Below are 20,833 nucleotides of genomic sequence, written 5' to 3'. Positions count from 1 at the left end.
GTCGTTATTCATATCCATTTATTACGCACTTTTTTCCATAAATTGTCGAGAGATCTTCAGTACTCGCTTACGTGAAAGCAATGGTGTTATCCAATTCAACATAAACTTTAAACCACTTTCGTTAAACGAAACCAACGTGCCTTTTTCCATATCACGATAGCCTACTTGCGCCACTGATTCGGCAGATTTTGCTTTATCAAATGCCGCGACTCCCTGTAAATCACCTGCGTCAACAAAGCCAGTTGCTACCGCACCAGGACATAGTGCAGTTACCGTAACATTGTGCTCGGCAACTTCTTCAGCGACTGCCTGACTAAATGACGTAACATAAGCTTTAGTAGCGTAGTAAACCGCTTGTAATGGTCCCGGCATAAAAGAAGCTGTCGATGATACATTGAGAATTTTTCCTCGACGACGTGCCACCATGCCCTGCAAATATAAATGAGTTAAGTTTGTTAGTGTTGTCATATTCACTTGAATCATTGACTGCTCAGCTGCTAGATCGCGTTCGTGAAAAAAACCGTGACCGCCAAAACCAGCATTGTTGATCAACATATCAATGGTTAAGCCGAGCATTTCTGTCTGCTGAAAAACTTGCTGGGCGGCATCAGGCACTGACAAATCAGCAACAATAACCGTCGCATTAATACGATGGCGTTGCTCAAGTTCTCGTTTAAGTTTGTTGAGCTTGTTTTCGCTGCGAGCAACGAGCACTATATCGCCGCCTCGTTGTGCGTGAATTTTCGCAAGCTCTAAACCAATGCCGTTTGAAGCACCTGTAATTAATGCCGTATTTGTCATGCCATACTCTCTCTGTATTACTAATTGATAAGAGAAATTTTAGCGAATCAAACTACGCCAAACACTGGCAAAAGACGACAACAGGCTCGCAAAAAGCGACATTTTTAGTAGCCGGTTATACTAAAGATTAAAATATATAAGCATCGCTACAGCGCAATTTAAGCAAATTAAGCCAACATTATTTATTTAGATTTGTTACCCTTAAAACACAACTTCAATAACAAATAAAAAGGTTGTCTTTATGTCAGATAAAAACGGCTTAAACAAGTCGGTATTTTATCCCTCCGCATTCATTATTACCTCTTTAATTTTAGCCGCTGTACTCTCGCCAACCGTCGCTGCAGAAGTCTTCAATCAAGTTCAGGCTGCAATTATTGCCAATGGTAGCTGGTTTTACGTATTGGCCGTTGCTGCAATTGTTACCTTTGTCGTTTACCTGTGTGTATCGCGCTATGGCTCAATTAAACTCGGCCCCGAGCACGCCAGCCCCGACTATAAACTCTCAACTTGGTTGTCGATGTTATTTGCCGCTGGTATGGGCATTGGCCTAATGTTTTTTGGCGTTGCTGAACCATTAATGCACTATTTGTCGCCTCCCACTGCGGAAGTCGGCAGTCTAGATGCCGCCAAACAAGCGATGAAAATCACCTTTTTTCACTGGGGTTTAAACGCTTGGGCCATTTACGCGATTGTTGGCTTAATTCTCGCCTACTTCAGTTATCGTCATAAGTTACCCTTGACCTTGCGCTCGGCTTTGCACCCGATTATTGGCGATAGAATTTACGGTTGGCCAGGGCACGTCATTGATATTTTTGCCGTTGTTAGCACCGTATTTGGCGTTGCTACTTCCCTTGGTTTAGGTGCAAGCCAAGTAAATTCTGGCCTTAATTACTTATTTTCGTTGGAGGTATCAACCACCAATCAAGTCATTATCATGGTCGCAATTACCGCATTGGCATCAATCTCAGTGGCAACGGGTTTAGACAAGGGAATTAAAATTCTTTCGGAAACCAATATGTTACTCGCCGTTGCCTTGTTAGCCTTAATTTTTATTCTCGGGCCAACGGTATTTTTATTGCAGGCTTACGTCCAAAATATTGGTACTTACTTATCAGATATTGTTCGTGACACTTTTAATTTATTCGCCTATGAAAAGAAAAGCTGGATTGGCGGCTGGACCATATTCTATTGGGGCTGGTGGCTAGCATGGGCGCCATTTGTCGGTTTGTTTATCGCTCGTATTTCAAAAGGCCGAACCATACGCGAATTTATTGTTGGCGTAATGCTAGTGCCAACTGCATTTACCTTATTGTGGATGACCATTTTTGGCAACAGTGCTATCGCTCTTGTTGTTGAACAAGGTGTCACCAATCTCGCCGATATGGTTAATGAAAACGCCGCAGTCGCGCTCTTTGTTTTCTTAGAAAACTTCCCGTGGTCGCAAGCGTTGACCTTTTTATCAGTGATCATGATTGTAATTTTCTTTGTCACCTCTTGTGACTCTGGCGCCATGGTCATTGATATGCTGTGCTCTAACGGCCAAAACAATACTCCGTTGTGGCAGCGCTTGTTTTGGGCCTGTGGTGTAGGTGTTGTCGCAATTATTTTATCCTTTGCCGGTGGTCTTAGCGCGCTGCAAACCATGACTATTGCCAGTGCCTTACCGTTTACTATTGTTTTACTAGTCGCGATGTTTGGTTTAATGCGCGCGCTTAAAGTCGAAATGGCCAAGCGTGAAAGTTTACAAGCCAATACTGTGTCAATTAACACCTATCAACAACCGGAAGATTGGCAGGACCGACTGGAAAACATCGTTACTCAGCCAAGTAAAAAAGACGTTGATAGCTACATACAGAATAAGGCGCTAAAAGCGCTAAATACTGTCCAACAACAGTTTACTGAACTTGGCCTTAGCTCTACCGTTAATAATACTCAAAACGGTGTTTATTTAACTGTTGAGCACGGCAGTGAGCATGACTTTGTTTACGGTATTTACAAAAAAGCGCGCACTCAGCCGGATTTTGACATTGATGAAGACATCGATAACGGCGACGACGAAAATTACTATCGCGCCGAAGTACACCTTGGTGAAGGTGGTCAGGATTACGATATTATGGGTTGGTCACGAGTTTCGGTGATTAACGATGTTATCGACCAGTACCAAAAACACATGCACTTTTTACATCTGTTACGAGAGCAACCAACACCCGGTTAAACACACAAAAAAACGCAGCAAAAATGCTGCGTTTTTTTATGCTTTACGCACCCAGTAGCATTACTGATTAACAATTGTGTTGCGCTGAATACCTAAGTCAATTTTGCCATCATCGCTTTTTATTGACGCTTCAATTTTATCGCCCGATTGCAAATAGTCGTTGTTTTTTGCTTGTTTCTTGACAAACAATTTCCATTTTAGCGATTCTGGTAACAGTCCCAGTAACTTTACAACTGGTGCTGGAGGTACCGACAATGCACAGCCCCCTGGCGAGCCGGTAAAAACCATATCGCCCGGCGCTAAATCTTCAATTTGCGAGAGTTCAGTTAAGGTTTCATGGGGCTTGTAAATCATGTTACTGGTGTGGTCAATCTGCTTGACTTGACCATTAACACTCAGTTGTAAATTGAGCTCAGACAAGTATTTTATCTCATGTTCTTTTAATAAACACAGATACGGTCCTGTCGGACAAAAGGTGCGATAACTCTTACCTTTGTAAAACTGAACTTGTGGTATTTGAATATCGCGAGCCGTTACATCGTGCACCATGACAATGCCAGCAATAAACTGGTGAAGATTTTGTTCGGTGACATTAACCGACTCAGTGATGTTGCGACCAATGACCAAAGCCAGTTCAATTTCATAATCGAGTAATCTTACGCAACTAGGTTTAACAATATCAGCGTTTGGTCCAGTAATACTGGCGTCTGATTTGTGAAAAAGCGTGTTAAATTCCTTACTATCTGGGTCGGCACCGGTTTCAATGCGTGCCGCAGGATAATTAGAACCCTGACATAAAATTCGACATGGTTTGGTGATTGGTGATAACAGTTCAATAGACTGTTCATCCAGTTTTTGTGCTTGATAACTGCTCAAGTTGTCAGCCTTTTCAAAGGCCAATGCTCGGCAGTTATTGATAAAGGATTGTGTATCTTGGCTGTTGGTTTCAATCGCGTAAAAACCATTGCTCACTAACGCCCAACCAAATTTTTGAGTGGCTTTATCTCGGTATCTTGCAATATGACAAGGCATAGCAGTTCTCTTTGTTAATATGAAGGCTGTCGATTAGATTATTGCGTTTGTTTCGAGTGCGACTGACGCATTTGTGCTGGAGTGACACCCCACCATTTTTTGAACGCTCGTAAAAAACTGGCAGACTCAGCGTAATCGAGCTTTAAGGCAATGACCTTAATGGGTAGTGCCGCGGCCAATAAAAGTTCTTTCGCCAACACCATTTTGGTTTCGCTAACCACAAGTTTAAAGCTGTGCTTTTCTTGGTGTAGCCTTCGCCTTAACGTTCGTTCACTCAAAAACAATGACTTGGCTACGTCTGGTAAGCGCGGCGAAAAATCTTTGTTGTGAATCATGTAGTTTCTGATTTTTTGAGCGAAGTTTGGCGTACCATCACTATCCTCTAACATTCGATCACACTCAGCGACAAAGTGAGCGTGAGCAATAGGGTCAGTATGCGGCAACGGCATATCCAACAACTTATTAGGTAACGCAATGGCGAAATAAGGTTGATTGCTGATCACCTTTAACCCAGTTAATTGACTCAACTCAGTGGCATAGTTAGGGTCAAGAAACGGCAGATACAATTCAATTTCTTGTAAGCTGCAGTCTGGGTTCATCTCTTGCAAAAACTGCACAGTCATATAACAGTAGCGCTCAAACATAAACCGATGAATTAACGCTGGTAGGTGATCTGCATCGAGAATAAACAGGGCTTTTGAACCCTCTTCTTTAAAGCTGATATGGGAAAGTGCGATTGGCGAATGGGTAAAGTTAGACATTGCTTTAACCGCCGCTCTGACGGTTGGGCTCGTGACTATCGCTAAGCCCCAAATCCCCAAATGACTTATCTTCAACGCTTGACCAATTTGAATGCCATAGCCCGCTTTCGGCGGCAACAAAGAGAGCGCGCTATTTATCACATCAACTTCGAGTTGATTAGATACCTTAACTTGCTCAGCGAGCACTTGTTCTAGTGATAAGTTATGTGGTTGCAAACAAAGAGCGGGATCAATCCCCTCCCGTTGCAACAATCTAACAATCTCTTGAACAGTAACTTTTGCTCTATTTTGTTCTTTCCAAGGCATTCAATACACACTTACTCAAATTCAAAAAAACACCACTAACTGATGCAGTTGTCGCTTAAAATAAACCTTGAACACTTACGGCAACCGAAGTGTCACCTTCAACGCTAACATCACCTTCCATTACAGCACCCATAGCATCGACTTCACCAGCAATAATCTGCTGCATGGTCTCAAGTGACATTGTAATAGTACAAGATGCTGGTCTATCTTCTGCGATAACTTCCTTATTGTGAACGAAAATAGTACTTTCTTCACCAATCACGAATTTTACCGAAGAAGGAAAACCACCAAATTTATCTACCGCTGGAATTAGTACATCGACAAGTTGTTGTGTATTCATCAGATAATCTCTCTATTATTTTTTGTTATAAGGCGAATGGACGGCCGTCTTTTTCTGAAATTGTGGTGCGGTGTAACTCTCTGCGATAGCCTTCGTAACCACCCGTTGCTTTGTGTAAAACACTGCGGTTATCCCACATCACCAACATGTTTTCTTCCCACTTATGGGCATATACAAATTGCTCTTGAACTTGCCAACGTTGCAGTTCCATAATCAAACTCATGGCTTCTTTTTGCGGCATATCTGAAACGCCAATAATGTAGGCGATTGCAGAGCCATAGATTGACTGTTTACCACTAACCGGGTGAGTGATAATAAAAGGGTGGGTTTCTTGTTCTAATGCTTCGTCTGAAGGAATAACCTCCATACTCTTACTTTCATATTTATCGCCGTAAGAGCCTTTTTTCGAGTAACCCATTTTAGCAGAGTGAATTGCGAGTTGACCTTCCAAACGAGCACGTAAGTCAGCTGGCATTTCTTCCAATGCTAAGACTTGATTAGAGAACAAGGTATCACCACCTTGTGGAGGAATTTCAATACTATATAAACACGTAGCAAAAGGAGGATCGGCTTTAAAGGTCCAGTCTGCGTGCCAGATTTCAGCAAAAATTGCCGCGGTTTCATCAGCTTCGCGCTGAATCGAGATCATGTGTTCACGACCCGGAATTGAAGTAACAAATGGATCAATGGCTAAATTGCCAAATGACGCTGATACTCTTTCTAAATCATCATCACTCAGCTTTTGATCGCGAAAAATGATAACGTGGTGCTGTCCCCATGCTTGACGAATATCTTCTACATCTGCACTAGTTAGTGGTTGTGTGAGGTCGACTCCGTCAATAAATGCGCCACATGCTTCACCGGTTGGGGTTACTGTTATACCCATAACGAGCTCCTGTCTATTATTGTTGTATTGCGCTTGCTTATTCAACACTAATAGAAGTGGCTACAAACCAACATCACACAACAGGCCACCAAAGTGACACAACAGGCCAAAAGTTCAAGTTTTGAGCAAAAAAATCTAGCTAAATACCTCGCGCCCCTCATCCGTATTACAAAATACTTTTGGGAACGATACGCCTAAGTTTGACTTTTAAACGCTTGATTGCACTCACTTCACTGTCAGGGTTAAAGTCCTTGCTAATACGCCAAGCATTTTCTGGCTGCATTTCTTCAAGCATGCCTTGCTTTACCGATTTAGCAACCTCAATGGAGGGGATTACCGTGATACTTTCAGTATTTAAATGAATACTGCGTGGGTCTAGATTAAAAGTGCCAATTACCGCAATTTCATCGTCGATCACCATCGATTTAGCGTGTAAGCCGAAGATCGGACTGTCAGCGAGTTTTTTGTCTAACACTTGCGACATAATCTTTTGTCGAATCGCTGCATCCGGCTTAAATTCATAAATTTCGACACCGGTGTTAAGCAGCGCTTTGCGGTCGCGTTGATAACCGCTAAACGCTTCAAGGTTGTCGTTCGATGCCAAGCTATTGGTCAGTATTTTAATTTCAACACCCCGTTCAACCAGTGCTTTAAAAACCTTGCGAACATCCTTCGTGGTTACCAAGTACGGGGTTTGAATCGTAATAGAAGACTTAGCTTGTTGCACCAATTCAAGTAACCGAGAGGTGGTTGCACCGCCACCGGCTAAAAACTTGTTAGCGGTGTTTTTTCCTGGAATATCAGAAATGTACTCAACGCCATTTAACCAATGCAGTTGGCCTGAACGTTCAATTTCGACAAAGGTTTTCGGCAAATCACTAATTTTTTGTCGAATGCTCGCAACAAAGTTCTCAGGGTTACAAGCGTATTGATGAAGGCGCTCGAAATCGGCGGCAATCGATGTTTTTCGCTGACGGCTAGCAAGCTTATTAACGTCGACACTAAGCTCACTCTGCCAGAATTGTTCAAAAGACTGCTCAACGTTAGCAACGACACCGCCTAGCATCAACACATCGCGATCGCGAAAATTGTACTGGTGATCATAGCCAAAATATTCATCTGCAATATTGCGGCCGCCGGTGATAGTCACTTGACCATCGACAGTAAAGGTTTTGTTGTGCATGCGTTGATTAAAATCGTGAAAGCGGGTCGTTAAGTTATAGAGCTTTTGAACAATGTTTTTACCGATATTGGCGAGCGGGTTGTAGACCTTAATCTCGATATTTGGGTGCGCTGCTAATACCAGTAACTCGCTGCCTTTAGCTTCAATCATAATATCGTCGACCAACATGCGCACGTTGACACCGCGCTCAGCAGCTTTCACTAAATAGTCTGTCGCGATCAAACCAATGTTGTCGGTGGAAAAAATAAAGTACTGAATATCAATACTGGTTTTTGCGTGTTCAGTTAACCAAGCGCGGGTTAACATCGACTCGGCATCTTCTTCTAAGACATAGATACCTGTTTGTGTCGCCATTTGCTGTGAAAATGGCGCTAAGTAATGGGCTAAAGGCTTATTTTTAGATTTTACGATCTCAGCACAATAATCTTTTGCTGCGGGTGTTTGATAAATTGATGGCTGTGCTACCGAACAACTGGTCAGTAACACAATAATGAGAAAAAAGAGTGTTTTGGCTCCGTTAGTTTTTATGCTCGCGAAACTAGTACGAGTGGCATTTAAAGTGCTTACTCCAGCCATTGAATCGTTATTATTAAAGCAAGTGATTGGTCCATTGTGCACAAAGCAATTAACAAAATAAAGCCGTGTTATTGACTCAATGACAAGGCCAATTGTTGAGTGTGCTTGAGTAATTCAATACCACCACTGGCACCATGCCCAGGAATAACGCGCTTAGCATCACTATACTTTTTCATGACTTGCTCAATTGAACTCGGCCAGGCCTCGGTATCGCCATCAGCGGTATAGCCTAAATGTGTAGAACGGCTAGATTTGACAAAACAGCCACCGTATAAGGTTGATGTTTCTGGCAGCCAAACCACAACATTATCTGTGCTATGACCAGCTCCGGGGAAGAATATTTCTAACTGATGGCGTGAAACACCAAGGCTTTGCCAACGAATTTGCGGGTTAACGGCAAGTTCAAACTTAGCAGTTGTTTTGCCACGTTCTAAAAGTAATTTATTGGTTTGTTTACTGGCGTAAGTTCTCACCCCAGCTTGTTGTAAAAAACCAATACCACCCGCGCGATCTTGGTGAAAATGAGTGGAAAGACTGGCGATTATCTCGATGTCTCGTTTGCGAAACCACGCCAACAACTTGGCTGTGTCGTTATCAGTCCAAGGCGTATCGATCATAACGCCTTTGCCATCGGCAATAGACACTAGGCCATTGGCTGGTACTAAACCATAGCCTTCAACTTTGGCATAAGACACAAACTGATAAAGATTATTCGAGATTTCAGTGACAGCTAACTCACCCTTCTCTGTTTGGTGTGCAACAGCAAAAGTAGCACTCAAACAAGTCAGTAAAATAAAAATTAATCGCAAAGGTCGCTCCTCAGTTGTCCGTATAGCTTAGCGATAGTAAAGGTTAATTCTGACAGTAAAATGGCAAAAAAGTAGCAATCATGTGTTATTGCATTTGATACCAACAATGTAGATCGAACATAAACAAAAAAACCCGCAAATTAATGCGGGTTTCGCTTTTTACATAACTACTTTGCTACTTAGGCAGTTGACCAAAGCCCATGTTGAATAAGGTAAATGCATAAATATCAGCATATTGTTCAATGGTTTTTGATACCGGTGTACCAGCACCGTGGCCAGCATTGGTTTCAATGCGAATCATAGTAGGTGCATTGCCCGACTGTTTGGCTTGCAGCTCAGCCGTAAACTTAAATGAATGCGCCGGCACTACGCGATCATCGTGATCACCCGTAGTCACTAGAGTTGCAGGATAGCTAACTCCCTTTTTAACATTGTGTACTGGCGAGTAGCCTTTTAGGTACTCAAACATTTCTGCACTTTGTTCAGCAGTACCGTAGTCGTACGCCCAGCCGGCACCAGCAGTGAAGGTGTGGTAACGAAGCATATCAAGGACGCCAACCGCAGGTAATGCGACTTGCATCAGGTCTGGGCGTTGGGTCATCACTGCACCAACTAAAAGACCACCATTTGAGCCACCGTTAATGGCAAGATAATCGCTTGAGGTGTAGTTTTGCTCAATCAAGTACTCACCAGCCGCAATAAAGTCATCAAAGACATTTTGTTTTTGTAACTGAGTACCCGCTTTATGCCATGCTTTACCGTACTCGCCACCACCACGTAAATTAGCGACTGCGTAAATACCACCTTGCTCTAACCAAACCGCTCGAGTCACACTAAATCTTGGCGTTAAACTAATATTAAAGCCGCCGTAACCATATAAAATAGTTGGGTTCTTGCCGTTGAGTTCTAGGCCTTTTTTATGGGTGATCATCATCGGGACTTTAGTACCGTCTTTAGAGGTATAAAAAACCTGCTTAGAGACATAGTCATCACTGTTAAATTTAGCGCCCGACTCGCGGTAAACATCAACTTGACCTGATGCTGGATTAAGCTGATAAATAGTGCCCGGTGTTTTATAGTTAGTGAAAGAGAAATAAAGTTCTTTATCTTCTTTACCACCTTCAATTTCACTGGCACTGCCCGGCCCTGGTAAGGCAATTTCTCTGACCTGCTTACCTTGATAGTCGTACTGGTAAACCTTTGAAATTGCGTCAACCATGTACTCGGCGAAGAAGTAACCCGCACCTGTTGATACCGATAACACATTGTCAGTTTCGGCAATTAAATCCTGCCAGTGTTCAGCCGTTGGCTTGCTAGCATCAACCGTAACAACTTTTTTATTCGGCGCGTTTAGGTTAGTCACTAAATAAAGCTTGCTACCTTGGTTGTCGATAACATACGTATCTGACTCAAAATTATCTAACACCGTCACTAGTGGGCTATTCGGCTTAGTGAGATCTTTTAAGTAGAGGTCATTACCCGACGTTGAGGTAGCGCCACTGATCAATAGATATTTGTCATCTTCGGTTACTTGTCCTGAGACATAGCGGCGCTTCTGCTCGGCATTTGCGCCAAAAACCACGGGGTCGTCTGATTGTGGCGTGCCAAGTTGGTGATAATAAAGTTTGTGTTGGTCGGTTTTAGCAGATAACTCACTGCCTTCTGGCTTGTCATAACTTGAGTAGTAGAAACCTTTATTGCCATACCAAGAAATGCCTGAAAATTTGACGTCGACTAATGGCTGTTCCAGTACTTTTTTGCTTTCAACATCAATAATGATGATTTTGCGCCAGTCGCTGCCACCTTCAGAAATCGAATACGCTGCAATTGAGCCGTCTTTTGAAAAACTCAACTGTGCTAAAGAGGTGGTGCCATCTTCGCTGAAGCTATTTGGATCAAGAAAAACTTCTGGCTCGCCACCGTCTACCATGCGGTAAACAACATACTGGTTTTGCAAACCATCGTTTTTGTAGAAGTAAGTATATTTACCTTCTTTAAACGGCGCGCCGACCTTTTCGTAGTTCCAAAGCTCAGCCAAACGCTCTTTAAGTTGTTCGCGGTAAGGAATTCTGTCTAAGTAGTTAAAAGTGACTTGGTTTTGTGTTTTCACCCAAGTACCGGTTTCTTCGCTGCGATCATCTTCTAGCCAGCGATATGGGTCAGCAACTTCTTGACCAAAGTACTTATCGACAACATCGCCTTTGCGGGTTGTTGGATATTGCGCATTGGCAAAGCTACTGTTCACTTGCGTTGATTGTTGTGCGCTTTGCTCAGTTTCACCTAAATCTGCGCAACCAGCAATTAAGCCTGCTGTAATAACACTCACCGAGAGTAGTCCCGTGACTTTTTTATTCATTTTGCCTTCCTATTTTTATCCGTCTTGGCATTCGTTAGGCTCTAGTCTACACAAAATCGTAAAAAAGCAGAAAAATTTAACAATAGATTAACCGAAGAGATGCCAAGCTATATTTACAGGGCAATTAGATCGTAATAAAACTACAAATAAAGTATAAAATAGGTATTTTTATCAGATAAAAAAATAGCCGGACTAGATGCCGGCTAAACAGTTATATAATGCTATAACATGAAATAATGAAACAAGCGTTCACATTGAGGAACAAGGTAATTATAGAGCAAATACACTATGTAAGTAAACAACAAATGTAATAAAATTACATAACTTTAGCAAAGTAAGTTTGGTTGACTAAAAACGGCAAAAAAAAACCCTTCTGCATTGCTGTAGAAGGGTATAAATCACACTTGTTTCAAAGGGATAAAACAGGTTCTTTAATAAAGACCCGAAAAGGATAATTATCTTTCACCAAGTGTTGAGTTTTTATTCATTCAAGTTAAAGGTCTAATGTGCTTGTTGCCAGTTGTCACCAATACCGGCTTCAGCGATTAGTGGTACTTTTAACTCAACCGCGTTATTCATGATCTCAACTAGCGTCGCGGTTGTTTGCTCAACAATATCTTGGTGAATTTCAAAAACCAGTTCATCGTGCACCTGCATGGTCATACGAATACGGTCATCAGCTTGTTGGACAATCCATTCTTGTACCGCGATCATCGCTTTCTTGATAATATCAGCGGCGGTGCCCTGCATCGGCGCATTAATTGCCGCACGCTCTGCACCCTTTTTACGCATCTGATTTTTCGATTTAATATCCGGTAAGTACAAACGGCGACCGTATAAGGTTTCAACGTAACCTTGCTCGCTTGCCTGCTGACGAGTGTCCTCCATGTAGCTTAGTACGCCAGGGTAACGCTCAAAGTATTTATCCATGTACTCTTGCGCTTGATTACGAGCAACTCCAATTTGCTTGGCTAAGCCAAAGGCCGACATACCATAAATTAAACCAAAGTTAATCGCTTTAGCACTGCGTCGTTGGTCACTGGTGACTTGCTCCGCATCCACAGCGAAAATCTCAGCGGCAGTTGCTTGGTGAATGTCTTTGCCGTCAGCAAACGCTTTTAATAAACCGGTATCATCAGATAAATGCGCCATAATGCGCAGCTCAATTTGCGAGTAATCAATCGCGACAATTTTGTAGTTTTCTGGCGCAATAAAAGCTTGGCGAATCTTACGACCTTCTTCACTGCGAATTGGGATGTTCTGTAAGTTAGGGTCAGTTGATGACAAACGACCTGTCGCCGCAACCGCCTGATGGTAAGACGTATGCACGCGATCAGTTTTGTCAGTGACCATCAAGGGTAATTTATCGGTGTAAGTTGATTTTAACTTACTCAAACCGCGGTACTCTAAAATAAGTTTTGGCAACGGGTAATCTAATGCCAATTCCTGCAACACTTCTTCTGCTGTTGACGGGGCGCCTTTAGGCGTTTTCTTAATCACCGGCAGCTTCAATTGTTCAAATAGAATTTCTTGCAATTGCTTAGGCGAACTCAAATTAAAACTGTGACCCGCAATATTGTGGGCTTCAACTTCAAGCTCCGCCAAGCGATTGCCAATGGAAGCACTTTGTTCAATTAGCAAATCACTGTCTATCAAGACTCCTGTTTGCTCCATCGCCGTTAATACGGGCAGCAAAGGCAACTCAATGTTTTCAAAAACACTAAGCTGCTGTTTTGAAGCACTCAACTGCGGATAAATCGCTTGATGTAAGCGCAAAGTAATATCGGCATCTTCAGCGGCATAGTGACCGGCTTTATCGATCTCAATTTGATTAAAGGTCAACTGCTTGGCGCCTTTACCGGCAATGTCTTCAAAGTGTACAGTTTTGTAATCGAGATACTTTTCTGCCAATGCGTCCATATTGTGACGAGTAGCAACGCTATTTAAACAGTATGATTCCAACATGGTGTCAAACGCAACACCAGATAAAACAATACCGTAATGACTTAGCACATTGGCGTCATACTTGAGATTTTGCCCCAACTTGGCCTTAGTTTTATCTTCTAAAATCGGTTTTAGCTGATTGAGTACCCAATCGCGATCAAGCTGGTCCGGCGCGCCCGGATAATCATGTGCTAACGGCACGTATACCGCACGCCCCGGCTGAACACAAAACGACAAGCCAACCAGTTCAGCCTTCATATAATCGAGACTGGTAGTTTCAGTATCGAAGGCAAAGTAATCGGCTTTTTCAAGCTCGCGCAACCACGTATTAAATTGAACTTGGTGGTAAACCACCTGATATTCTGGCTTGATGTCACTAGCTGCAGATACGTCGGCACTATTGTCACTGTCACTATTCGATTTGCTCTGCTCGCTTGTAGCATCTGTGCTCCCAGCGTTGAGTTCAGCGAGTAGTCGGCGCAATTCAAATTCTTGGTATAAGCTTCTCAACGCTTCATTGTCGGGCGCTTTTGCGGCTAATTCATCAACCGCCATCGGCAATTCAACGTCTAATTTGATGGTTGCAAGGCGATACGACATTCGAACAATCTCTTCGTGTTCGATCATTTTTGGTTTTAAGCTCTTACTGCCTCTAAAACCAAGACCGGCAATATCATCGAGATTGTCATAGATCTTACTGACACCACCGATACCGGCGATCAATGCTTTCGCAGACTTGTCGCCGACCCCAGGCATACCGGGAATATTGTCAACTGAATCGCCCATCAAGGCCAAATAGTCGATCATATGTTCAGGACCAAAACCGTATTTCTCTTTTACCGCGTCAATATCAGTAATTTTTTCCTTCATGGTATCTAACAAGGTGACGTGCTCAGTAACCAACTGAGCCATATCTTTATCACCGGTAGAAATAACCGTTTCAATACCTTTTTGGCTGGCCTGATGCGCTAAAGTGCCAATAACATCATCAGCCTCAACGCCCTCAATCACCAACAAAGGCAAGCCCATTGCTTCAATAATATTGTGTAAAGGTGCTATTTGACTGCGCAGCTCTTCTGGCATTGGCGGACGGTTGGCTTTGTATTCAGGATACCAATCGTTGCGGAACGTTTTTCCCTTAGCGTCAAAAACCATCACCATATTGCCATTGGGGTAGTCTTTTTTAAGACTTCTCACCATATTCAAAACACCGGTAATAGCACCAGTTGGTTGGCCGCTGGCTGTCGATAACGCTTGTAAATAGGGTACGTGGTAGGCGCGAAATAAATAAGAAGAGCCATCGATTAAAATCAATGGTGACGAGTCAGAACTAGCCATGGAAGCAGTACCTTAATAGTGATCTCAAAAAATTGTGCTAAGGATGCCATATTAACGGATTTGGCACTAGCACAAGCTAACCGTCAAAAACCGTAAAAGGCTGTGGATAAGTTTGTTGAAAAGCATAGCAAAACTTCACGTACTTATTAACAAGCACATGAGGGTAAGTTTTTAAGTGTTTGTTTATTATGAAAAAAGGGAAAGCAAAGTCCTGTTTTTTTCACAATATTATGATTTTTATTTTTGTGAATAAAATAATATTGCACTATTTTATTTTATACATCCTTTGCGGCTAATTTTTAGACAGCAAAATTAACACGGAGGAAAAGATTACCAGATTAAACCCGCTTTACCAGCAAATTATTAAACTATTTTTAAAGAATTATTGACTATTAAAAGAACAAAAAATCATAAGCACTGTTTTTACTAGGCTGAGGCAAAAAACGCCAAAACGGCGTTTTATTATGGTCTGATTTTCGCTTAATTGGGTAAGTAACTAGCTTAGTTAAAATTGAGTGTACTGTGCGGCTTGAACTAAGCTTGATTTGTCATAACAAAACACTTGTGAACCTATTTTGCAGTTTCTAACTCAGATATTTCACCCGTACGTGAATTTAAAAATAAAATCACACGCATCTCTTTGTCTGTTCCTCTAAAAAGAATTCCATCAGCGAAACCTAATGACGTCCCGACTTCATAACCCGAATACTTGACTGAATAACAGTACGGATCACCACAGTCACACTCTTCTATTACACAAAGCTTTTTGGACTGTTCTAAGTATTTAGTTTTTTCTAAATCAGATAAGTCAGGTTCTTGAAAAATAGCTTCTTTAACTAATTCCTGCTCAAATACGGATAATACTCTATTCATAACTAGGTAAAATTATTGACTGCCAAGCTCTTCGCACAAAGCCGTGTAGGTTTCTTCTTGTTTATTTGTCAGCTTCATCGCACCAAGCGCTTTAACCGTTTGCTCCGCCAGTAGTTGATGCTCTATATCTAACACCGATTTACGCTGACTGGCGACCAGTACCTTCAAAATACTAATCAATACGCGTGCACTATTGGGTGTTAGCGCCAGCGCTTGCTCCAAAGCCATAATGGCTGCGTCATAACGACTACGGTTAAAGTGCTCAACTGCCATTTGATTGAGCTGCTTGGCGGTAAAGTGAATTTCACTACGGGTTTCTAATTCTTTTTCGATAAAGCGACTGACTACCTGGCCAGTTAGCCCATCGGTAGCAATTTGCTGCTGAACGGCTGATAGTAACACTAAAGCTTCTTCTCGTTGACTGAGCTCGTGAAACACTTTTACTTTGTCGAGGTTGTCTTCAAGGCACGCCGTTGGCCTCACAGAGACATGGCCATCAACTAAGCGCTCGGCTAATTCACGCTGATCGCGCACGTTATACAAACGCGCTTTGGCAATAATTAATTGCTCGCGCAGTTCACTAACAGCATGAGGTGACTGCTCTAGTTCCGTTAAGTACTTTTCGGTTTGTTTAACAATTTTAGCCGAGTGTTCATTTGGCAGTGTTGACGCAAAGTCGATACCAGCGCGAATGACATTGAGCGATAACTGAGGTGAGTCGTGAATAGAATTTTTGGCGTATTTAGCCATCGCTTGTGTTGCTAAGTATTGGCCTTCGTGATCTTGATTTAGTCGAGCCAAATCCCAGAGCTTTTTATTGCGATCGATATTGCGTGGCGCCAATTTAACCGCTTTTTTAATCTCTTGATAAGCCAAGCGATAGTCTTGCTGTTCAATATAGTACTGCGCCAACAAGTCATAAGTCGCAAATCGAGTTTCAAGTTTATCCTGTAACGTTTTCAGCAAATCGGTAATTTCTGCGAGCTTGTGTTGCTTTAACAACGACTTCACGTACCCGAGATAAACCCAAGAGTATTTGTACTGCTTCAAGAGGTCCTGAAAAAAGGTTTGAGCCGCATTAAACTCGCGCAATGCCAATAACGCTTCACCTTTCATGCGCTGTAAATTGGCGTGATACTTCGCCAAGCTAGTGTCTAGTAAGTGACGATCTGCATAGTAAATCACTTTGCTAAATTGCTTGTGATCGAAGGCGCAGTAGAGGTTATACAGGGTTTGCTTAACATCCAAAATATGGGTTAAGCGATTTTGAATATAGCCCGGAGAAATTGGCTTTACCCAAAAATCATCTGGTTGCAGTTCTATGATGCTATTTACCACAGTTTCTGCGGTGTCTGCACTCAAGAAAATCAGCACGGTTCGCTTAGTGACGTAACCTTTAAACTTCATTTCTTCGAGCAAATGAAAGCCGTCTTTGTCGCTCTTTACATTAAAGGCACAAATGACTACGTGAAACTGCTGTTGCTCGCACAAACGCAATGCGTAATAAGCATTTTCCGCGTACTTAATGTTAACAACCCCAAAATCGGCAAGCGCATTGCCCAAACTTTGGTGAACTAAAGTTTGATCGTCAATAACTAGTACTTTTAATGCTGAAAAGTCGCTTAACTCGTGTTTTTCCATTAACTGTGATTGCGCAATAATTTAAAAATAACAACACATGCTAACAGGATTCGACGCTAAACCGAAGCCAGCGCTCGACTATAGACAACAAATAGCACTGGTTGACCTTAGCAATAAGTAAAATCAACACAGTTGTTAAAATAATTTAGTTTGAATAAATAGCAATGCCTGCTAACTTTTATAAACAAACAGGCAATTAAAAAACAATAAATGACCATATCACAAAAGCTTATCTCCGCCTTTATCGCCACAATAACGCTTCCGTTATTGGTGATTTCATCAATCATGATCAACAAAATCATCGACCAAGCTTACGATGACTTTGGCGTAAACAACACGCGAGAAGTAAAGCAAATAGACCATGCTATTGAGCTTTTCTTTAAAGAAATAGCTAAAAACGTCATCTATTTAACGGAAAAAGAAGAGCTGCGCAGCGCCAGTAAAGATATTCAAACATACATGGCTAATACTGAAGCGGTTGAAATGACACCGCTACAAAACAGCCCATTGGAACGAGAAATTTTTACCATTTTTGATAACTTTGCCCGCAGCCACGAAGGTATCTCATACATTTACTTAGGCAACCAAGCCGGTGGTTATTTGCAATGGCCACAAGGCAGTATGAACGCCAATTACGATCCGCGACCACGCCCTTGGTTTCAAACTGGCCTCAAAGGCAATGGCGAGCCCATTAGAACCCAAGCCTACTATTGGGAACCTGATGATGCAGTAATTGTCTCAACCGTAAAAACCATTACCAACAATGGCGAAGTGATCGGCGTTTCGGGTATGGATGTTTCTCTAAAAGAACTGACCCAAATGGCGAAAAAGGTCAAATTTGGTGAAACTGGCTACTTAATGATTATTGAAGACAGCGGCAATGTTTTAGTTGATGCTAAATTCCCTGAATACAACTTTAAAAAAGTCGATGAAATTGCCGACGGCACATATCGCGAATTAGCACAAAAGAGCGCAGGACAACTTGAGCTAATCATAAACGACGAAACCTACCTCGCCAACGTTTACACCTCACCAACGATGGGCTGGAAGTTTATCAGCTTAATGGAAAAATCAGAGGTACTCGCTTCAGCAACGCGCATGGCAACTGTCATCGCAATTATCAGTGTCGTGCTATTTGCCATCTTCATGACTATGGGAATTTACTTAGCGCGTTTAATATCAAAACCTATTGTCCAAGTGACCAATGGTCTTGAAGAGATCGCTCAAGGTGGAGGCGACCTAACCAAAAGCTTACAAATAGATGCTAAAGACGAAACCGGCAAACTCGCAACGAGCTTTAACCGAATATTGAGCTCTATTGCCCAGTTGGTGCGTGAGATTAATGAAAGTTCAGTTAACGTTAATCAGTCTGCCGACCAAACTTCTGCGCTATCAAACAATCTCAACAACGCCATCCAGCAGCAGCTACAGTCACTCGACTTATCCGCCACTGCGATTAACGAAATGGCCGCGACAGCCAACGAAGTGGCAAGTAGTTGCTCAACCGCTGCCGATTCAGCTAATAACACCAAAGTTGCCGCCGAAGAAGGTCAACAACTCATTGAACAAGCTGTGGTCAGCGTACAAGCTTTGGGTGAACTAACACAAAAATCTGCCGAAAATATTCAAAACCTCGACGCAGAAAGTGAAAACATTACCTCAATACTCGATGTGATTCGCGGTATTGCCGAGCAGACCAATTTACTTGCGCTAAACGCGGCAATCGAAGCAGCGCGGGCAGGTGAACAAGGCAGAGGCTTTGCCGTGGTTGCTGACGAAGTGCGAGCGCTATCGCAGCGAACATATGAATCCACCGAAGAAATCACCAAACAACTTGGTAAGCTGCAGATGATGACGCAAGAAGTTTCCGCAGATATGAATACCAGTGTTGAGAAATCGAAACAAACGGTAAGCTTTACTCAAGATGCCAAAACCTCGTTTGATAGCATCACAGAATCTGTCGACGCCATTAGTGAAATGAATACCCAGATTGCAGCAGCTGCAGAAGAGCAACAAGTGGTGGCGGAAGATATCAGTAAAAACGTTGTTGAGATAAAAATGGCTGCCGACGATGTCGCCGGTATTTCATCAGAAGCAGGTGACAATGCTCATCACTTAACTGAATTATCTTCTGACTTAAACGGCTTAGTGAAAAAGTTTAAGGTATAAAATTAAAAGCAATAAAAAAGGAGCCTGCTGGCTCCTTTTTTATTGCATTGCTCATAACTAGCGCATAGTAACAAATTCTTCTGCGCTGGTTGGGTGAATAGCAATGGTGTTATCAAAGTCTGCTTTGGTTGCGCCCATTTTTAACGCAACTGCGAAACCTTGTAGCAATTCATCACTGCCAAAACCAATACTGTGAATACCAACAATTTTCTCTTCTTTACCAACACAAACTAACTTCATGCGAGTTGGATCGCGATAGTCTTCAGTAATCGCTTGATACAAAGCAGTGAACTGTGAGGTGTATACTTTTACTTGATCTTCACCGTACTCGGCAATCGCCTCGGGTTCAGTTAAACCAACAGTGCCAATCACTGGATGACTAAAGACAACCGTTGCGATATTTGAGTAATCTAAAAATTCATAAGGCTTGTTGTTAAACAAACGCTCTGACAAACGACGACCAGCAGCAACAGCAACTGGCGTTAACTGAGCGCGACCTGTATTGTCACCAACCGCGTAAATACCCTCTACGCTAGTGTTTTGATACTTGTCTGTTTGAATATAACCGCGCTCGTCGAGTTCAATACCAGTTGCTTCAATATTGATATTGTCGGTTGCTGGCACACGGCCAATCGCCCAAACTAACTGGTCAACTGGACCTAACACTTTGCCGTTTTCTAGATGTAATGACACTTTGCCATCATCGTGCTTTTCAACTTTACTCGGTGTGCTATGAGTATGTAGTGTTGGGCCGTGTTTTCCCATTTGCTCAACTAAGGTATCAGTCAGCATAGGGTCAAAGTTGCGCAGTGGCTTTTCTTTGCGCACCACTAAATCTGTTTTAGTACCAAGCGCGTGGAAAACACCCGCAAGCTCAACGGCAATATAACCTGCACCAACAACAATGACACTTTCAGGTTGCTCAGTAAGAGCGAAGAAACCATCTGAGTCGATACCGTGTTCAGCACCTTCTACGTTTGGTAGCTGCGGGCGGCCACCCGTCGCGATAGTGATATGATCAGCTGTATATTGCTCGCCATTCACTTCAATGGTGTTGGCATTTACAAATTTTGCAAAGCCGTTAATCACGGTCACTTTATTGCTGTCAAAGCCGCGTTGATAAGCGCCGTGAATGCGCTCAATGTAAGCTTCGCGGTTTTTAACTAGGGTACCCCAGTCATACTTGCCTTGTTCAACCGCAAAACCAAAATCTTTTGAATATTTTAAGGCATCGGCAATTTGACCTGCATACCACATTGCTTTTTTCGGTACACAACCAACGTTTACACATGTGCCACCCACCGCTTTTGCTTCTACTACAGCAACTTTTTTGCCATACATAGCAGCTCTATTAGCAGAGGCAATGCCACCACTACCAGCACCAATGGCGATATAATCGAAATGTTGCGTCATAATTCCCACCTTAAAATAATTTATCTTGCACTTAATATGGCGCTATTGACACCAAATTCAAGCATTGACTCATGCGATACTAAAAACTCTCATTTAAGACCAGCATACAGTAAGTTTTATTCAACAAAAATCAGAAACCTTGAATAACGCGTAAAACGTCACTACATCTGAGTTAAATATCTTTATTAAG

14 protein-coding genes are annotated in these 20,833 nt (G+C 42.4%); 2 read left to right on the top strand and 12 right to left on the bottom strand.

What is annotated here, in order from left to right:
- Positions 1-21: 21 nt before the first annotated feature.
- On the bottom strand, positions 22-801 hold the full coding sequence (locus tag J7384_RS05815) for an SDR family oxidoreductase (protein WP_209112021.1): 780 nt from the start codon (positions 799-801) through the stop codon (positions 22-24).
- Positions 802-1,042: 241 nt separating this feature from the next.
- On the opposite strand from J7384_RS05815, the gene J7384_RS05810 reads away from it, so the two are divergent.
- Complete coding sequence (locus J7384_RS05810; protein ID WP_209112019.1) at positions 1,043-3,016, top strand: BCCT family transporter; 1,974 nt, start codon at positions 1,043-1,045, stop codon at positions 3,014-3,016.
- A gap of 60 nt (positions 3,017-3,076) precedes the next feature.
- On the opposite strand, the gene J7384_RS05805 is transcribed toward J7384_RS05810, so the two are convergent.
- From J7384_RS05805 to J7384_RS05760, 10 genes are all read right to left on the bottom strand, one after another.
- Positions 3,077-4,048, bottom strand: a complete 972-nt coding sequence (locus J7384_RS05805) for a fumarylacetoacetate hydrolase family protein (protein ID WP_209112017.1) — start codon at positions 4,046-4,048, stop codon at positions 3,077-3,079.
- Between the two features lie 38 nt (positions 4,049-4,086).
- Complete coding sequence (locus tag J7384_RS05800) at positions 4,087-5,115, bottom strand: AraC family transcriptional regulator (protein WP_209112015.1); 1,029 nt, start codon at positions 5,113-5,115, stop codon at positions 4,087-4,089.
- A gap of 55 nt (positions 5,116-5,170) precedes the next feature.
- A complete protein-coding gene (locus J7384_RS05795; RefSeq protein ID WP_209112013.1) occupies positions 5,171-5,455 on the bottom strand; it encodes an SCP2 sterol-binding domain-containing protein in 285 nt (94 codons plus the stop codon).
- 25 nt (positions 5,456-5,480) lie between these two features.
- Positions 5,481-6,341 (bottom strand): TauD/TfdA family dioxygenase, encoded by an 861-nt coding sequence (locus tag J7384_RS05790; protein ID WP_209112011.1) that lies wholly within the window; start codon positions 6,339-6,341, stop codon positions 5,481-5,483.
- A 166-nt stretch (positions 6,342-6,507) separates the two neighbouring features.
- On the bottom strand, positions 6,508-8,100 hold the full coding sequence (locus J7384_RS05785) for a phospholipase D family protein (RefSeq protein ID WP_209112009.1): 1,593 nt from the start codon (positions 8,098-8,100) through the stop codon (positions 6,508-6,510).
- A 68-nt stretch (positions 8,101-8,168) separates the two neighbouring features.
- Complete coding sequence (bla, locus tag J7384_RS05780) at positions 8,169-8,909, bottom strand: subclass B1 metallo-beta-lactamase (RefSeq protein ID WP_209112007.1); 741 nt, start codon at positions 8,907-8,909, stop codon at positions 8,169-8,171.
- A gap of 175 nt (positions 8,910-9,084) precedes the next feature.
- Positions 9,085-11,265 carry a prolyl oligopeptidase family serine peptidase gene (locus tag J7384_RS05775; RefSeq protein WP_209112005.1) on the bottom strand — a complete coding sequence of 727 codons (2,181 nt, stop codon included), beginning with the start codon at positions 11,263-11,265 and terminating at the stop codon, positions 9,085-9,087.
- A gap of 501 nt (positions 11,266-11,766) precedes the next feature.
- A complete protein-coding gene (gene polA, locus J7384_RS05770; RefSeq protein ID WP_209112003.1) occupies positions 11,767-14,547 on the bottom strand; it encodes a DNA polymerase I in 2,781 nt (926 codons plus the stop codon).
- Positions 14,548-15,117: 570 nt separating this feature from the next.
- Positions 15,118-15,420, bottom strand: a complete 303-nt coding sequence (locus tag J7384_RS05765) for a hypothetical protein (RefSeq protein WP_209112001.1) — start codon at positions 15,418-15,420, stop codon at positions 15,118-15,120.
- A 12-nt stretch (positions 15,421-15,432) separates the two neighbouring features.
- Positions 15,433-17,061 (bottom strand): response regulator, encoded by a 1,629-nt coding sequence (locus tag J7384_RS05760; RefSeq protein WP_209111999.1) that lies wholly within the window; start codon positions 17,059-17,061, stop codon positions 15,433-15,435.
- Positions 17,062-17,271: 210 nt separating this feature from the next.
- On the opposite strand from J7384_RS05760, the gene J7384_RS05755 reads away from it, so the two are divergent.
- Positions 17,272-19,230 (top strand): methyl-accepting chemotaxis protein, encoded by a 1,959-nt coding sequence (locus J7384_RS05755; protein ID WP_209111997.1) that lies wholly within the window; start codon positions 17,272-17,274, stop codon positions 19,228-19,230.
- A gap of 57 nt (positions 19,231-19,287) precedes the next feature.
- Here J7384_RS05755 and gorA read toward each other — a convergent pair whose 3' ends face one another.
- A complete protein-coding gene (gene gorA / locus J7384_RS05750; RefSeq protein WP_209111995.1) occupies positions 19,288-20,643 on the bottom strand; it encodes a glutathione-disulfide reductase in 1,356 nt (451 codons plus the stop codon).
- Positions 20,644-20,833: the final 190 nt, after the last annotated feature.

Source organism: Endozoicomonas sp. G2_1 (assembly GCF_017744155.1).
Taxonomy (GTDB): domain Bacteria; phylum Pseudomonadota; class Gammaproteobacteria; order Enterobacterales; family Alteromonadaceae; genus JAGHQT01.
Note: the sequence above shows the minus strand (reverse complement) of the source record. Positions and strands in the feature narration are given on the sequence as shown.

What these genes read in the sequence shown, in the direction of transcription:
- J7384_RS05815 (WP_209112021.1), bottom strand. Translation starts at nt 801, where the DNA reads ATGACAAATACGGCATTAATTACAGGTGCTTCAAACGGCATTGGTTTA.
- J7384_RS05810 (WP_209112019.1), top strand. Translation starts at nt 1,043, where the DNA reads ATGTCAGATAAAAACGGCTTAAACAAGTCGGTATTTTATCCCTCCGCA.
- J7384_RS05805 (WP_209112017.1), bottom strand. Translation starts at nt 4,048, where the DNA reads ATGCCTTGTCATATTGCAAGATACCGAGATAAAGCCACTCAAAAATTT.
- J7384_RS05800 (WP_209112015.1), bottom strand. Translation starts at nt 5,115, where the DNA reads ATGCCTTGGAAAGAACAAAATAGAGCAAAAGTTACTGTTCAAGAGATT.
- J7384_RS05795 (WP_209112013.1), bottom strand. Translation starts at nt 5,455, where the DNA reads ATGAATACACAACAACTTGTCGATGTACTAATTCCAGCGGTAGATAAA.
- J7384_RS05790 (WP_209112011.1), bottom strand. Translation starts at nt 6,341, where the DNA reads ATGGGTATAACAGTAACCCCAACCGGTGAAGCATGTGGCGCATTTATT.
- J7384_RS05785 (WP_209112009.1), bottom strand. Translation starts at nt 8,100, where the DNA reads ATGGCTGGAGTAAGCACTTTAAATGCCACTCGTACTAGTTTCGCGAGC.
- J7384_RS05775 (WP_209112005.1), bottom strand. Translation starts at nt 11,265, where the DNA reads ATGAATAAAAAAGTCACGGGACTACTCTCGGTGAGTGTTATTACAGCA.
- polA (WP_209112003.1), bottom strand. Translation starts at nt 14,547, where the DNA reads ATGGCTAGTTCTGACTCGTCACCATTGATTTTAATCGATGGCTCTTCT.
- J7384_RS05765 (WP_209112001.1), bottom strand. Translation starts at nt 15,420, where the DNA reads ATGAATAGAGTATTATCCGTATTTGAGCAGGAATTAGTTAAAGAAGCT.
- J7384_RS05760 (WP_209111999.1), bottom strand. Translation starts at nt 17,061, where the DNA reads ATGGAAAAACACGAGTTAAGCGACTTTTCAGCATTAAAAGTACTAGTT.
- J7384_RS05755 (WP_209111997.1), top strand. Translation starts at nt 17,272, where the DNA reads ATGACCATATCACAAAAGCTTATCTCCGCCTTTATCGCCACAATAACG.
- gorA (WP_209111995.1), bottom strand. Translation starts at nt 20,643, where the DNA reads ATGACGCAACATTTCGATTATATCGCCATTGGTGCTGGTAGTGGTGGC.